Source organism: Arthrobacter sp. ISL-48, assembly GCF_018613805.1.
In the GTDB taxonomy this organism is placed as follows: domain Bacteria; phylum Actinomycetota; class Actinomycetes; order Actinomycetales; family Micrococcaceae; genus Arthrobacter.
The window spans coordinates 748,125-762,498 of record NZ_JAGGPL010000003.1; the positions used below are offsets into that span (position 1 = coordinate 748,125).

At 66.4% G+C, this 14,374-nt stretch carries 14 protein-coding genes and 1 riboswitch; of the genes, 7 read left to right on the forward strand and 7 right to left on the reverse strand.

Annotated elements, in window-relative coordinates:
• Window positions 1-7: 7 nt before the first annotated feature.
• Together J7E83_RS07280 and hemE are read right to left on the reverse strand one after the other, a co-directional pair.
• Complete coding sequence (locus J7E83_RS07280; protein WP_214960379.1) at window positions 8-1,471, reverse strand: NAD(P)/FAD-dependent oxidoreductase; 1,464 nt, start codon at window positions 1,469-1,471, stop codon at window positions 8-10.
• A 4-nt stretch (window positions 1,472-1,475) separates the two neighbouring features.
• A complete protein-coding gene (hemE, locus tag J7E83_RS07285) occupies window positions 1,476-2,618 on the reverse strand; it encodes a uroporphyrinogen decarboxylase (protein WP_214960381.1) in 1,143 nt (380 codons plus the stop codon).
• A gap of 158 nt (window positions 2,619-2,776) precedes the next feature.
• On the opposite strand from hemE, the gene J7E83_RS07290 reads away from it, so the two are divergent.
• A complete protein-coding gene (locus J7E83_RS07290) occupies window positions 2,777-4,120 on the forward strand; it encodes a glutamyl-tRNA reductase (protein WP_214960383.1) in 1,344 nt (447 codons plus the stop codon).
• Between the two features lie 28 nt (window positions 4,121-4,148).
• On the opposite strand, the gene moeB is transcribed toward J7E83_RS07290, so the two are convergent.
• Window positions 4,149-5,348: a molybdopterin-synthase adenylyltransferase MoeB gene (moeB, locus tag J7E83_RS07295; RefSeq protein ID WP_214960385.1), complete on the reverse strand. Its 1,200-nt coding sequence runs from the start codon at window positions 5,346-5,348 to the stop codon at window positions 4,149-4,151.
• A gap of 85 nt (window positions 5,349-5,433) precedes the next feature.
• Here moeB and J7E83_RS07300 point away from each other — a divergent pair, with 85 nt between their 5' ends.
• From J7E83_RS07300 to J7E83_RS07310, 3 genes are read left to right on the forward strand one after another with little or no spacing between them, the layout of a single operon-like run.
• A complete protein-coding gene (locus tag J7E83_RS07300) occupies window positions 5,434-6,099 on the forward strand; it encodes a TetR/AcrR family transcriptional regulator (RefSeq protein WP_214960387.1) in 666 nt (221 codons plus the stop codon).
• A 52-nt stretch (window positions 6,100-6,151) separates the two neighbouring features.
• A complete protein-coding gene (locus J7E83_RS07305) occupies window positions 6,152-6,376 on the forward strand; it encodes a DUF3107 domain-containing protein (RefSeq protein ID WP_214960389.1) in 225 nt (74 codons plus the stop codon).
• A 40-nt stretch (window positions 6,377-6,416) separates the two neighbouring features.
• Window positions 6,417-6,719, forward strand: coding sequence for a hypothetical protein (locus tag J7E83_RS07310; protein ID WP_214960391.1), 303 nt, complete (start codon window positions 6,417-6,419; stop codon window positions 6,717-6,719).
• A gap of 11 nt (window positions 6,720-6,730) precedes the next feature.
• Here J7E83_RS07310 and J7E83_RS21510 read toward each other — a convergent pair whose 3' ends face one another.
• The 4 genes from J7E83_RS21510 to thiO all read right to left on the reverse strand — a co-directional run bounded on the left by J7E83_RS21510 (window position 6,731) and on the right by thiO (window position 9,844).
• Entirely contained in the window at window positions 6,731-7,399 is a 669-nt protein-coding gene (locus J7E83_RS21510; RefSeq protein ID WP_214960393.1) for a 4a-hydroxytetrahydrobiopterin dehydratase, read from the reverse strand.
• A gap of 63 nt (window positions 7,400-7,462) precedes the next feature.
• Window positions 7,463-8,278, reverse strand: a complete 816-nt coding sequence (locus tag J7E83_RS07320; RefSeq protein ID WP_251043478.1) for a thiazole synthase — start codon at window positions 8,276-8,278, stop codon at window positions 7,463-7,465.
• 4 nt (window positions 8,279-8,282) lie between these two features.
• Entirely contained in the window at window positions 8,283-8,519 is a 237-nt protein-coding gene (gene thiS, locus J7E83_RS07325) for a sulfur carrier protein ThiS (RefSeq protein WP_214960395.1), read from the reverse strand.
• Complete coding sequence (gene thiO / locus J7E83_RS07330; protein WP_214960397.1) at window positions 8,516-9,844, reverse strand: glycine oxidase ThiO; 1,329 nt, start codon at window positions 9,842-9,844, stop codon at window positions 8,516-8,518. The genes thiS and thiO overlap by 4 nt, the downstream gene beginning before the upstream one ends.
• A riboswitch (TPP riboswitch) is annotated at window positions 9,840-9,958 on the reverse strand. Its footprint overlaps the gene before it by 5 nt.
• A 27-nt stretch (window positions 9,959-9,985) precedes the next feature.
• On the opposite strand from thiO, the gene thiE reads away from it, so the two are divergent.
• From thiE to J7E83_RS07345, 3 genes are all read left to right on the forward strand, one after another.
• On the forward strand, window positions 9,986-10,741 hold the full coding sequence (thiE, locus tag J7E83_RS07335; protein WP_214960400.1) for a thiamine phosphate synthase: 756 nt from the start codon (window positions 9,986-9,988) through the stop codon (window positions 10,739-10,741).
• Between the two features lie 77 nt (window positions 10,742-10,818).
• On the forward strand, window positions 10,819-12,357 hold the full coding sequence (locus J7E83_RS07340; RefSeq protein ID WP_214960402.1) for an RNB domain-containing ribonuclease: 1,539 nt from the start codon (window positions 10,819-10,821) through the stop codon (window positions 12,355-12,357).
• A gap of 300 nt (window positions 12,358-12,657) precedes the next feature.
• Window positions 12,658-14,370: a DEAD/DEAH box helicase gene (locus J7E83_RS07345; protein ID WP_214960404.1), complete on the forward strand. Its 1,713-nt coding sequence runs from the start codon at window positions 12,658-12,660 to the stop codon at window positions 14,368-14,370.
• Window positions 14,371-14,374 lie beyond the last annotated feature (4 nt).

Here is a 14,374-nt window from a genome sequence, read left to right on the forward strand (position 1 = left end):
ACAACGTTCAGCTGAGAAGCTGGCGGATCTGGTCCCGCGTGTCAGCCACAACGGCGGCTAGACCGTTCCCCGCCACCCATCCGCCCACCACACCGAGCCTTCCCGCCCCGGCGCACGCTTCCCGCACCTCCGCGACCCGCGCCTTATGGCCAACTGCGGCAAAGGGCAGGGCCCCCTGCCATCGGATCACGTCCCAGCCGACGAGGTCCTCCACGTCGATTGGTATGTCAAGCAGTGCCGAGGCGTCCCGGAGCGACGCTGCCAGGAGTTCATTGTCGGTGGACGGGCCGGGCGTCACGGAGGCTGACCCGTCGATGCGCCCATAGGAGAGGCGGAGGACGTGCGTGCCGGGCCCCGCGGCGGCGGCGAGCCATTCCCACTTTGCTGTAGCGTGCGTGAGCGCTTTTGCCTCGATGTCCGGCGTCTGCGGGGCCACCAGGACTCCGGTGCCTCGTGGCCTGCGGTCCAATTCCGGAACGTCGACCACCAGCGTGACGAGCCTGACGTCGGGTCCTGTTTCCGGGCGCTTGCCTGCGAGTCCGGGCACTGCCTCCTCCAGCAGCCCGACGGCGGCGGGGCCATCGAGCGCCACCACCAGCAGGCCGGCGTCGTACGTTTCGTGCTCCGCCGTGACGCGCCACCCCTCCGGTGTTCGGGCCACGGCGTCTGCACGGGAACTGTCCAGCAGCGTCACGCCCCGGCCCCGGAGGTCGCCCAGCAACGCGGCGATCAGCGTGTGCATGCCGCCTTCAAGGCCAGCGACGGCGGAGCCCGCCTTAGAAATTGCCGGTGGGGCAATTGGAGGTGAGGCCGGAGCATCAGCCGGAGGGGCCGCGTTGCCGCGGCGCTGGGCTCCAACGGCGGCGGCCAGGGAGCCATGCCGGCGGAGTCCCGCGCGCAGCCCGGGCGCCACCATGTCAACGTCGAGGAGACCGGGATCCGCGGAGTGCACTCCCCCCACCACGGGCGCCACGAGCCGGTCCAGCACGCGGCGGCCCATCCGTGCACGCACCAGCGACGCCACGCTCGTGACCTCGTCCGAAGTCCCCAGGGAGGCGGGCAGGTACTTGTCAAGGGACGCTCGAAGAGAGCCGAGGAACCCCAGAGAACGCCGGACTTCCGGATCCCATGGGTTGGCGGGGATGCCCAGGACTCCGGTCTTTGGAAGTTCGCGGGGACCGCCGGGAAGCTGAACCCAGGCGCCTCCGGGCCGGGGCGCAACGATCTTTTCGGCCAGTCCCAGTTCGGCAGCCAGGTCGCCCACCGCGGTGGAGCGGGTGGCAAAGGACTCGGCGCCACTGTCGAGCGTGAGTCCGGCCACCACGTGGCTGCCCACGCATCCGCCCCAGGTGCCGCTGGCTTCCAGGACGGTCACCGAGTAGCCGGCAGCCGACAGCTCCCGCGCGGCCAGCAGGCCTGAAATCCCGCCGCCCGCCACGAGCGCAGTTTTGCCGGACCCGGAGCTGCCCATGGACCTACTCCGGGGAAATGGAGTGGATGAGCTGCACAACCCGGGTCAGGACGGCCGGATCGGTTTCCGGCGGCACCCCATGGCCGAGGTTCAGCACGTGGCCCGGCGCGGCCGAACCGGCAGCGATTACTTCCCTGATGTGGGCCTCCAGGACATCCCATGGGGCGGACAGCAGTGCCGGATCGATGTTTCCCTGCAGCGGTACGGTACCGCCCAAGCGGCGGTTGGCCTCATCCAGCGGCAGGCGGTAATCAACACCCACCACGTCCACGCCGACGTCGCGCATGGCGACCAGCAGTTCCGAGGTTCCGGTGCCGAAGTGGACCAGGGGTGCCCCGAGGTGCCGGACGTGGTCCAGGGCGCGTGCAGACGCCGGAGCTACGTACTTCGCGTAGTCGCCCAGGCCCAGGGAACCGGCCCAGGAGTCGAACAGCTGCCCGGCAGAGGCGCCGGCTTCCAACTGGGCACGCAGGAACATCCCGGATGCGTCGGCGGCCCAGTTGGCCAGGGCCGTCCAGGTCTCCGGATCCGCGTGCATCATGGTGCGGGGACCGAGGTGGTCGCGGGAGGGCTTGCCTTCGACCATGTAGGCCGCCAGAGTGAACGGGGCCCCGGCGAAGCCGATCAGCGGGGTCTTGCCGAGCTCCGCGACGGTCAGGCGCACGGCTTCCCGGATGGGCTCCAGCGCTTCCCATGTGAGCTGCGGCAGGGCGGCGACATCGGCGGCTGTGCGCACGGGCTTGTCCAGGACAGGGCCAACGCCGGGCACGATGTCCACTCCCACGCCGGCGAGCTTGAGCGGGATCACAATGTCGGAGAAGAAGATGGCGGCATCAACGTCGTGCCGGCGCACCGGCTGCAGCGTGATCTCAGACGCCAGTTCTGGCCGGAGGCAGGAGTCCAGCATGGCCACGCCTTCGCGGACCTTGAGGTACTCCGGCAGCGAACGCCCGGCCTGCCGCATGAACCACACGGGACGGCGCGACGGCTTGCCGCCGCGGTAGGCCGTGATCAGCGGGGAATCTGCGGTGCGGCCGTCCATCAGGGGATGGCCTGCGTCAAGGGCGCCGGCACTGGTGACGGCAGGAGACGCGGCATTGGACGCAGCGTTGGACACGGCGTTGGACACGACGGAGCGGGAAGTCATGCCTTCGATTGTCCCCAAAATCGGCTGTAAAAGATAACGACAGCCTGTCATCCCCGGCCGTCCGGCCGGCCCCGTGTCAGGAATCACAGCAGCTGCACTCCCGTCCGGATCCTGCGGGTTGTTCTACCGAGACACGAAAAAGCTATGATTGTCCTGCTGTGGTTCTTTTTTCATTGGTGGCTACACACGCCGACATCGACCTTGAGACCGTTGCTCAACTGAGCAACGGTGCTTCCGGGATCGCTACATCCGCACTCTCCGGATCGCCGGCGGTGACGGGTGCGGTGGTGCTTGCCACCTGCAACCGGTACGAAATCTACGGGGAAGCACCGCACGCGGATGACGTAGAGGCAGCCCGCGCGGCGCTGGTGTCCCAGATCAGCGATTTGAGCGGCCTCAACGAACAACTCGTGTCCCGGTCCTTCAGTACCCGGACCGGCCCCGAAGTCAGCCAACATCTTTTCGCCGTGAGTGCCGGACTCGATTCCGCCGTCGTCGGCGAACGCGAAATCGCAGGCCAGGTGCGGCGCGCCCTCATCACCGCGCAGCACGAAGGCACAGCCAGCTCCGGCCTCATCCGGCTCTTCCAGGCCGCCTCCAAAACCGCCAAGGACGTCGGTGCCCAAACCGCCCTCGGTTCCCGCGGGTTGTCCATCGTGTCGGTGGCCCTGGACCTGGCCACGGATTTGTCCGAAAACGCGGACTGGTCAACCAAGAAAGTCGTGGTTTTCGGCACCGGGGCGTACGCTGGCGCCACCATGGCCCTGCTCCGTGAACGGGGCTGCACCGACATCTCCGTGTTCTCCTCCTCAGGCCGCGCGGAAGGCTTTGTCGCCACCCGGGGCGGGACCGCCCTGGACAGTGAATCCCTTCGGCCGGCCGTAGCGGCGGCCGACGTCATGATCGGCTGCAGCGGTTCAGACACCCGGGTCGAAGCCGATGAGCTGGCGGAGGTCCGGTCGAAATCCCCGCAGCCGCTGATCGCCATCGACCTCGCGCTCACCCACGATTTCGACCCGGAGGTGGGAGAGCTCGACGGCGTCGAGCTGCTCACGCTGGAATCCGTCCGTCTCGCCGCTCCACAGGAGCAGGCCGAGTCCCTGGCCCAGGCCAGTGGCATCGTGTCCGGTGCGGCGCAGGCTTTCGAGCAGGAGCGGGAGGCCCGCTCCGTGGATTCAGCCATTGTTGCCCTGCGCCGACACACCATGAACGTTCTGGACGCGGAAATGGAAAAGGTCCGCGCGCGCCACGGCTGCACGGCCGCGGCCGAGGAAGTGGAGTTCGCCCTCCGCCGGATGGTGAAGCAGTTGCTGCACGTCCCCACGGTGCGGGCACGCGAACTTGCCTCGAACGGGCAGCAGGATGACTACGTGGCCGCGCTGGAGACACTGTATGGAATCACCGTGGAGCAGCCTGCTTCTTCTGCGCTGCCTTCCGCGACGGCGGTCGAGTGCCCTGTTGACCAGGGACGAGACCAGGAACAGCAGCGGGATTCTGCTTAGGGCCGGAGTCTGATCTCCCCGGACACCGTTAGTAGACAGGCTTTTCCGGCTCCACCTCGCGCACCCAGGCGAGAACCCCGCCGTCGAGGTGGCTGACGCGCTGGTAGCCGGCCTTCCGTGCCGCTTGGAGGACGTTGGCTGACCGGGTCCCCGCCTTGCAGAGGAACACGATGTCCCGGTCCTGCGGAAGTTCGCCCCAGGCCTCTCCCGCCAGTATCCTTCCCTGCGGGATCAGCACGGATCCTTCGATACTGACAATGCTGTGCTCACCCGGTTCACGGACGTCGATGAGATCAAAGTCCTTCAGCCCGGCTTTCCGCGACGCCAGCATGGTGGCCAGCTGCCTCGCCGTCACCGTGTGTTCGGTGTCCGCGGATGCGTCGGGGACAATACCGCAGAACGCCTCGTAGTCGACCAGTTCCGTAATGGGCTCGGCCTCCGGATCCTTGGAGACCCGGATTTCACGCCAGCTGCCTCCGAGGGCGTCAAACAGAGCCACCCGGCCCAGGAGGGAACGCCCGACGCCGGTGATCAGCTTGACGGCCTCGGTCACCATGAGGGAGCCCACAGCCGCGCACAGCATGCCAAACACACCGCCCTCACCGCAGGACGGCACGGACCCGGCGGGAGGGGCCTCCGGATAGAGGTCGCGGTAGGTGGGTCCATGCTTTTCCCAGAAGACGCTGACCTGGCCGTCAAAGCGGAAGATTGAGCCCCAGACGTAGGGCTTGCCCAGGATGGCGGCGGCGTCGTTGACGAGGTAGCGCGTGGCGAAGTTGTCAGCCCCGTCCAGGATGAGGTCGTAGTCCGCGAAAAGTTCCAACGCATTGGAGGCATCCAGCCGGACGTTATGCAGCCTGACGTCTACCAGGGGGTTCAGCCCGGCAATCGCATCCCGGGCCGATTCGATCTTGGGCCGTCCAACGTCGGCGACGCCGTGGATCACCTGGCGCTGCAGGTTGCTGAGATCGACGGCGTCGTCGTCGATGATTCCAAGCGTGCCGACTCCGGCCGCGGCCAGGTACAGCAGTGCAGGCGAGCCCAATCCCCCGGCTCCGATGACCAGAACCTTTGCATTCTTGAGCCGTCGCTGCCCCACTGCGCCGATCTCCGGAATGATGAGGTGCCGCGAATACCGTTCCACCTCGGCCGGGGTCAAATCGCCGGCGGGTTCCACCAGCGGTTCAAGCGAAACAGACGAAGCCTTTGTGGTGAATGTCGAAGCCATACTTCAATGTAGCCCCGAGAAACCGCTCGGTCATATTACCGCGCAGTAAAGTAGAAGTAACTGCACATGGAAAGTGGGGACAACTGTGGTTCATCAAGCACGGACTGACCGGGCGTCCGGCGGCGAACCGGCCGTCCCGCAACGCACCTCGGGCCAGCGATCCGCGCGGCTCCCCCGTGACGAGCGCCGCGCGCAGCTCCTCGCGGCCGCACAGGAAGTCTTCGTCGCCAACGGGTACCACGGCGCAGCGATGGATGAGATCGCCGAGACGGCGCATGTCAGCAAGCCGGTCCTCTACCAGCATTTCCCGTCAAAACGGGAACTGTACCTGGCACTGCTGGACAGCCATCTCACGTCCCTGACCGAGCTCATGCTTGGAGCCCTCAGCTCCACCACTGACAACGATGAACGTGTCCAGGCCGTCATGCGGGCCTATTTCCGGTTCATCGCCAGCGATGACCAGGCGCACCGGCTGGTCTTCGAATCGGACCTCATCAACGATCCCGATGTCAGCTCCCGGCTGGAGACCTTCAATAGGACTTTCGCCGACGCCGTTGCCCGCGTCATCGCCGAGGACACCAAGCTGCCGCACCTGGAAGCCCAGCTCCTGGGGCGGGGGCTGGCCGGAATGGCCCAGGTCAGCGCCCGTTATTGGCTTGAAACAGACGGCAACCTTGACTTGGATGTTGCCAGCGACCTGATCTACCGTTTAGCTTGGCGCGGAATCTCTCGCTTCCCCAAGGAAACCTAGACTACAAATAAGAGATCACTTGTGAAACTTTGATTGGCTGGGAGGCCCCGCTTTGGAAATTAAGATCGGCGTTCAGAATATTGGCCGCGAAATTGTGCTTGAGTCGGCAGAGGATGCTGATTCAGTAGCCAAGATCGTCGAAGACGCCATCGCGAAGGGCAGCGATCTGCGCCTCAAGGATGACAAGGGACGTGTGATCATCGTTCCCGGGAATGCCCTGGGCTACGTGGAGATCGGTGCCGAAGAGGCCCGCCGCGTGGGTTTCGGCCAGTTCTGACCCCCTGTGCCGGGCACCGGCCGCACCCCGAGGAGATTGCATGCTTTCACTGACCATTGTCGTACTGGTGACCACGGCCGCAGGCTTTGTCGTCTGGGCCAATGACAAGCGCCATGCCAAGTACGGCACGGGCCTGCCCGCAGGCGTTGCGGTAGGTGTGGGCGCGCTGAGCTGGATCATCTTCATTACGGCAGGCTTTGGCTACCAGCCCGGCCTCACCTGGATCCCGTGGGTCCTGCCCATGGCGTTGGGAACCGCGGCGGCCGTAGGGGCGGTTACCTACCTGGGCCGCGCCCGGGCCCGTTACGACACGATTCGACTGACAGCAGCGCTCAAGCTGTAGCGGGTGTGCGCCTAAGCCTCGGGGTCAAAGCCTTCCTCTGTACACAGGCACAGACGGTTTCCCTGCGCATCCGTGACCACCACCCATTCGGGTGCGTGGTCACGGTTCATTAAGGCGCCGGTGGCGGCAGTCTTCTCCAGGACGGGTCCGGATTCGGCTTTGCTCCAATGGACGTCAAGATGGATGCGGCTGCTGTTAGGCGTCGAGGTTTCCTGGAACCACACGTTGGGTCCGCGCCCGTACGGATCCATCAGGTCGTTTCCCTCTTCGGCCCTCTTGTACCCCAGGGCAACGCGCCACACTTCCGAGATTGCCCCGGCGTCCGCCGTATCGACCGCCACTTCAACGGTCCTGTACAGGCCTGGCTCCGCCGCAGCCCCGGCCGCCGAGGCGGCCGCGGTGACGGCCGCTGCCGCCCTGGTATCGCGCTCGGTAACCTCTCCCCCGGCGTCGTGGGATGTGAACCGGATGAACACACGGTTGTAGCGCCAGTCAAGATCCGGATGGTGGTTCTGCTCTTCCGCCAAGCGTCCGACGGCGGCAATCAGCTCCAGCGCGGCGGCCGCCGTCCGCGCTTTGTAGACAGTGACCAGTCCGCCCAGGCGGTACCGCCAGTCCGGGAGCCCGTCAAGTGCCTCCTCGATCCGCACCCTGGTGAGAATGTCTTCCTTGCCGGCCACAGCTGACTCCTTGACTCGTCGCGGTGAGCCCGGTCCCGGTGGCCGCGGCGGCTGGATGCCGGTCTAGAGGAACTCTGCCCGGCCTTCCATGGCCGATGACGCCAGGGCGTGCTCGCGGCGCGGTATCCGTCCGGCCGCTTTCGCCAGCCTACCGGCGATGACGGCGTGTTTGAAGGCTTCGCCCATCAGGGCCGGGTTCTGCGCACGCGTCACGGCGGTCGCCAGCAATACGGCGTCGCACCCCAGCTCCATGGCGAGCGCGGCGTCCGAGGCCGTACCGATGCCGGCGTCCAGGATCACAGGAACCGAAGCGCGGGAAACGATCAGCTCGATATTGTGCGGATTGAGGATGCCCAGGCCCGTGCCGATAGGAGCTCCCAGCGGCATGACCGCCGTGGCGCCGAGGTTCTCGAGCCGAAGGGCCAGGACGGGATCGTCGTTGGTATAGGCGAACACTTTGAAGCCACGGTTGACCAACTGTTCGGTGGCGTCCACCAGTTCAACGGCGTCCGGCAGGAGGGTCTGTTCATCCGCGATGACCTCAAGTTTGACCCAGTCGGTTTCCAGGGCCTCACGGGCCAGTTCCGCGGTCATGACCGCATCCCTGGCCGTGAAGCAACCGGCGGTGTTGGGCAGCACCCGGATCCGGTGTTCCACCAGGAGCTGGAAGAGTGATCCCGTCTCAGCAGGCGAATAGCGCCGCATGGCCACGGTGGTCAGCTCGGTTCCGGACGCTATCAAGGCACCACCCAGCCCGTCCAGGCTGGGTGCGCCGCCGGTACCCATGATGAGCCGGGATCCGAGGGCGACGCCGTCAATAACCAGCTGGTCCGCGCCGATCGGCTGGTTCAGTGTGTTGACGCTGCTAGTTTCTGTCATGGGGTCAGCCTCCCTGGACTGCCGTGACGAGTTCCACGTCGTCACCGTCGGCGAGCGGCGTGACGTACCACTGGCTGCGGGGAACCACTGCGGAATTGTGCGCCACAGCCACGCCGAGTTTCCGGCCGTCTGTCGCCTGGCCATCCGTCGCGAGGGGGCGGCCGGTGACCTGGCTGACAAGGGTGGTGATGGAGGCGCCGTCGGCCATGGCGTGGTGCGAACCGTTGAGGGTGATGTTCATGCTGATTCCTTTTGTGGGTCAGGGGTGCTGGCGGACCGGTGCCTGCCGGAAAACCTGGCCGGGCTGAAAACCCGCCACCGCGGGTCTTCGTTGCCGTCCATGAGGGACCGGCAGATGACGGCCGCCGCGGGAGTGAGCAGGACGCCATGACGGAAGAACCCGGTGGCTATGATCAGCCCGGAAATCTCCTCCTCGCCGTCCTGGACCGTGCCTCCTTGGCTGGTGTTTCGGGGCATGCGTACACGGCCCAGCAGCGGGGCGTTGTCCGGGGTGCCCGGCCGTGCCCTTGCCGTGCTTTCCAGCAGTTCCAACTCAGCAACGGCGGGCACCAGGGCCTGGGCATCCCGCAGCAGCTGGTAGACGCCGCCGGCAGAGACCGCGGCGTCCCCCGTGGCGGACAACGCGTCCTCGCGCTGGGTTGCTCCGATCACCACCGTGCCGTCCTGACGCGGAACGATATAGACCGGGACACCGTGGACCAGGCCACGGACGGTAGAGGTGACCAGCGGGCGGAGGTGGTGAGGAACCGCCAGCCGGAGGATGTCGCCATGGACAGGGCGCAGGGGCAACTGCAGCCCCTCTGGGAGGCCCTCGAGCGACGCCGCCTGCAGCCCGTTGGCCACCACCGTCTCGCAGGCCAGGACTGTCCCTCCGTGTGCGAGCCGCACGCCACTTACCCGCCCGTCCTGCCAGAGGAGGGACGTGGCCCGGTCTGGGGCGGCGAAGCCATCCGGGGCGCCTTCGACAAATGTTTTGGATCCAGGATCGTGGGAAGCGAGCACACGGCGGAGGCATGCCACCAGCTTCCGCGGATCCACCTGATGGTCTGCGGGGATGTCCAAGGCACAGGAGATGGCCGGGCTGAGCAGGCCCTCCCTGGCCCTGGCTTCGCGGACCATAAGCGGTTCCACCTCGAGCCCGTTGGCCTGCTGGACGCTGCGCAGGTCCATGAGCGCCCTGCGGTCCGCGGCGTCGACGCCCACGGCGATGGTGGGCGTCGCCAGGTAGCCGGGATCCTGCTTGCTTGCATCGACGAGGTCCGCCGCGAAGTCCGGCCACAGGCCGGAGGACTCGAGCATGAGTTCCAGGAGGTCCTCCTCCTGGTAGTGGAGCTCGCTGACGGGGGCGAGCATACCCGCGGCCGCCCAGCTTGCGCCGGAACCGGGCGCGTCATCGATGAGGACCACGGAACGCCCGGAGCGCCTCGCTTCCCACGCAATGCCGTGGCCGATGACTCCGCCGCCGATCACTGCCACGTCCGCGTTCAGTACCTGCGGGAAGCCGGACGAAGAAACGCTGGGGGACGCTCTCCCTGACGGGGGCATGATGTGTCTCCTTCCCTACGCCGGTACTAGCCGGATCAGGTCAAGCGGTCGGCTCTGACGCCCTCTCAGCCCGGCGCTTGGTGACAGCTGCCGCGGGCTCCCGCAGTACCAGCCCAGTTTAGAGGAACTAGGGTGGTTTCCATGAACCCTGCCCTTTCTGACAGCACGGCCGTTTCCAGCAACCCCGACGCCGGCAGCGAAGACGGCGGCCGAGGCCTCGACAGCGCACGCCTCTACCTCTGCACAGACGCGCGCCGCGAGCGCGGCGACTTTGCCGAGTTTGTCGATGCGGCATTTGCCGGCGGCGTGGACATCATCCAGCTCCGGGACAAGGCGATCGAAGCGGCCGAGGAACTCGAACTGCTTGCGGTACTGAAAGCAGCAGCCCAGCGCCACGGACGGCTGTGGGCCGTGAATGACCGGGCCGATATCGCAGTCCTGTCCGGCGCACCCATATTCCACATCGGCCAGAAGGACCTTCCGCTTCCGGCGGCACGGACCCTGCTGAACGGGAACGCGGAGATAGGCCTGTCCACTCACACCACAGCACAGATCGATGGCGCCATCGGAGCCTCCGCCGCAATGCTTGACGCCCCGGCAGGACTGGACTATTTCTGTGTTGGGCCGGTCTGGGCCACCCCCACGAAGCCCGGCCGGTCCGCCGTCGGACTTGACCTGATCAGGTATGCGGCAGGAGAGGTGACGAAGGCCGGCTCCTTTCCCGGCAGGGCAAGCGTGCCCTGGTTCGCCATTGGGGGCATTGACCTGGGCAATGTGGAGCAGGTGGTGGCAGCCGGTGCCAGCCGGTTGGTAGTGGTCCGTGCCATTACTGAGGCCTCTGATCCGGCCGCAGCGGCCGGCGCGCTGCTAGCCGCGCTGGGGGCCGACGCGCCCTAAGGCCTTCCCGGACGCTCCAAGCAGCAAGCGGGCCGATGGCGTGCACTATCTGCGGAATTCGGGCTAACCTGATTTTCGTGTCACATCATCGGTTGGCCCCTAGCGTCCACGAGCACACGAACGCGCTCGAGGAGGCGCTGGGCGCGTTGCGGGTAGAGCTTGAACTGCCGGGACCGTATCCCGCGGAAGCGGTACGTGACGCCGAGGCGGCCGTGGCATCACACCAGCTTCCGGAGGCCGACCTGACTGGCGTGGAGTTCCTGACCATTGATCCCGAGTCGTCCACAGACCTGGACCAGGCCCTCTTCATTGAGCGAGACGGCGCGGGCTACAACGTGCTTTACGCCATCGCGGACGTTCCTTCCTTTGTGGCCCCCGGCGGTGCCCTGGATGCGGAAACCCGGCGCCGGGGCCAGACGTTTTACGCTCCCGACGGCCGAATTCCGCTTCATCCCGAGGTCATCAGCGAGCAAGCCGGCAGCCTCCTCGCAGGCCAGCTGTGCTCGGCATTTGTCTGGGAATTCCGGCTTGATGACGCCGCCGAGGTCACCTCCGTGGCTGTCCGGAGGGCCCGGGTGCGAAGCCGCAGCAAGCTCAGTTACAAAGGCGCCCAGTCGGAGCTCGACGCCGGCACAGCCAGCCCCGTCCTGCAGCTCCTCAAGGAAGTGGGACTCAAGCGCGTTGATCTGGAGCGTGCCCGCGGCGGAGCCAGCCTGAACATGCCGGAACAGGAAATCGTCCAGCTGCCCGACGGCGGATACCGGATTGCGGCAGCTCCGCAGCTTCCCGTGGAGGACTGGAATGCCCAGATTTCCCTCCTGACCGGGATGGCGGCCGCCAGGCTGATGTTGGACGGAAAAGTGGGGATCCTCCGTACCATGCCGTCCCCCGACGAACGCTCCCTGCGGCACTTCAGGATCCAGACCGAGGCCCTGGGCAGGCCTTGGGACGGGGAGGTCAGCTACGGGGAATACCTCCGCACCCTTGACCCCCTGGACCCGCGCCAGCTGGCCATCCTCCACTCGGCCGGGATGCTGTTCCGCGGCGCCAGCTACACAGCGTTCGACGGCAGCGTTCCGGACGATGCCGTCCAGTCCGCCATCGGCGCCGCCTATGCGCACACCACAGCCCCACTCCGGCGGCTCGTGGACCGCTTCGTGCTGGTGATCTGCGAGGCGCTCAGCAACGGCAGGCCGGTGCCCGGCTGGGCCAGGGAAGCGCTGCCGTCGCTTCCGGTGATTATGGCTGGTTCCGATCAGCTCGCATCGCGGATGGAACGCATGGCGCTGGACACCGTCGCGGCAGCACTGCTGGTGAACCACGTCGGGCAGGAATTCGATGCGATAGTCATCTCCGGGTCCAAGCCCCAGAGGGACAACGGGGGCGGCAACGGCGACAGCGCCACCAACGGCAAAAGCACGAACGGCAAGAACGGCGCCGGCAACGGCAAGAACGGTAACGGAAACGGCAACGGCGCTTCGGGGATTATCCAGATTGCCGAACCAGCAGTCACCGCCCGGTGCGCGGGCGATTTGGAGTCGGGCACCAAGGTCCGTGTCCGGCTGATCTCCTCGGACATCACCACCCGTGAAGTTCACTTCGAGCTGGTGGAGTAAGACTTCGGGGCCGCGACTTCGGCGCCCGAAGGCGCCAAAGCCAGCATTCAGGCTCCGTGCGGCTAGACTGAAGGAGTAGAAATGGATGCCCGGTCGTTGATTCATTGATTTTGAACTCAACAAGCCCGCCCCTACGCGATCTTGAGATACACCCGTTGGTCACCAGTGCCAGCATTTAGATAGCCCGCGATCGGCTTCCACTGGATTTGCTTGCGCGCCCGAGCGTGCTCCGGAACGGCCACACCGGCCAGTCCGTTGAGCAGGCAGCGCCAATGCCCAAATGAATAAGGAAACTCCCCTGTGAGTGAATTGCATACCCACCAGCTGCTGACTGATGATTCCGGCCTCGAGACCCTCGAGCCGGAAGAAACTATCATTTCGGACGAGAAGCCCCACGAAATCGAGGAGAAATCCTTCGCTGACTACAACGTCCGCGCCGATATCGTCGAGTCCCTGGCCGATGCCGGGATCACGCACCCGTTCCCTATCCAGGCCATGACGCTGCCCGTGGCCCTGTCAGGCCATGACATTATCGGCCAGGCCAAGACAGGCACCGGCAAGACCCTGGGCTTCGGTATTCCAGCGCTGCAGCGCGTTGTGGGCCAGGACGACCCCGGTTTCGACAAACTCCCGGCACCGGGAGCTCCGCAGGCTCTCGTGATCGTTCCCACCCGCGAGCTGGCCGTCCAGGTGGCCAACGACCTCCAGACCGCTTCCCGCAAGCGCAACGCCCGCATCACCACCATCTACGGCGGCCGTGCCTACGAGCCCCAGGTGGAGGCCCTGCAGAAGGGCGTGGAGGTTGTCGTCGGGACACCAGGCCGGCTCATTGACCTGTACAAGCAAAAGCACCTCGTCCTCAAGAACGTCAAGATGGTCATCCTGGACGAAGCCGACGAGATGCTGGACCTGGGCTTCCTGCCGGACGTCGAGACCCTGATAGCGGGCACCCCGGCCGTCCGCCAGACGCTTCTGTTCTCTGCCACGATGCCTGGTCCCGTCGTCGCCATGGCCCGGCGTTACATGACCCAGCCGACGCACATCCGTGCCGCTGATCCGGATGACGAAGGCCTGACCAAGCGCGATATCCGCCAGCTCATCTACCGTGCCCACAGCATGGACAAGATCGAAGTTGTCGCCCGCATCCTGCAGGCGCGCGGACGCGGCCGAACCATCATCTTCACCAAAACCAAGCGCACCGCCGCCAAGGTATCCGAGGAACTGGTGGACCGCGGCTTTGCGGCCGCCGCCATCCACGGCGACCTCGGCCAGGGCGCCCGCGAGCAGGCACTCCGTGCCTTCCGCAACAACAAGGTGGACGTCCTGGTGGCCACCGACGTCGCCGCCCGCGGCATCGACGTCGACGACGTCACCCACGTCATCAACTACCAGTGCGTCGAAGACGAAAAGATCTATCTGCACCGCGTCGGCCGCACCGGCCGTGCGGGCAACAAAGGCACCGCGGTCACGTTCGTGGACTGGGATGACATGCCGCGGTGGGGCCTGATCAACAAAGCCCTGGGCCTCAGCGTTCCGGAGCCGGTCGAAACCTACTCCTCCTCGCCGCACCTCTTCGAGGAGCTGGACATCCCCGAAGGCACCAAGGGCCGGCTGCCCCGCAACCAGCGCACGCTGGCCGGAGTTAACGCCGAAGTCCTTGAGGACCTGGGCGAGACCGGGAAGAACAACTCGCGCAGCGCAAGGGACAGTGGCCGTTCCGGCGCACGCGAGGGAAGCCGCGACGGCGCCCGGTCCGGAAGCCGGCGCAGCGCCGGCGGCGGAAGAGACAGCGGCGGAAATGACAGCGGACGCTCCGGGGACCGCCGCCGTCGTTCTCCCGACACTGAGGCAACGGCCGGCGCAGCAACTCCGCCCGCAGAAGCAGCCGGGACTGCCGCCACAGAGGTTGACCGGGCCACGCGCGCCCGTCGCCGGACCCGAACCCGCCGGCGCAACGGCGAAGTGGTGGCCGGTGGCGACAGCGGCGCGCAGCCGGGAAGCGCCGAGGCCTAACAGC

Coding starts and splice junctions, on each gene's coding strand:
- J7E83_RS07280 (WP_214960379.1), bottom strand. CDS start 1,471: ATGGGCAGCTCCGGGTCCGGCAAAACTGCGCTCGTGGCGGGCGGCGGG.
- hemE (WP_214960381.1), bottom strand. CDS start 2,618: ATGACTTCCCGCTCCGTCGTGTCCAACGCCGTGTCCAACGCTGCGTCC.
- moeB (WP_214960385.1), bottom strand. CDS start 5,348: ATGGCTTCGACATTCACCACAAAGGCTTCGTCTGTTTCGCTTGAACCG.
- J7E83_RS07310 (WP_214960391.1), top strand. CDS start 6,417: ATGCTTTCACTGACCATTGTCGTACTGGTGACCACGGCCGCAGGCTTT.
- J7E83_RS07320 (WP_251043478.1), bottom strand. CDS start 8,278: ATGACAGAAACTAGCAGCGTCAACACACTGAACCAGCCGATCGGCGCG.
- thiS (WP_214960395.1), bottom strand. CDS start 8,519: ATGAACATCACCCTCAACGGTTCGCACCACGCCATGGCCGACGGCGCC.
- thiO (WP_214960397.1), bottom strand. CDS start 9,844: ATGCCCCCGTCAGGGAGAGCGTCCCCCAGCGTTTCTTCGTCCGGCTTC.
- thiE (WP_214960400.1), top strand. CDS start 9,986: ATGAACCCTGCCCTTTCTGACAGCACGGCCGTTTCCAGCAACCCCGAC.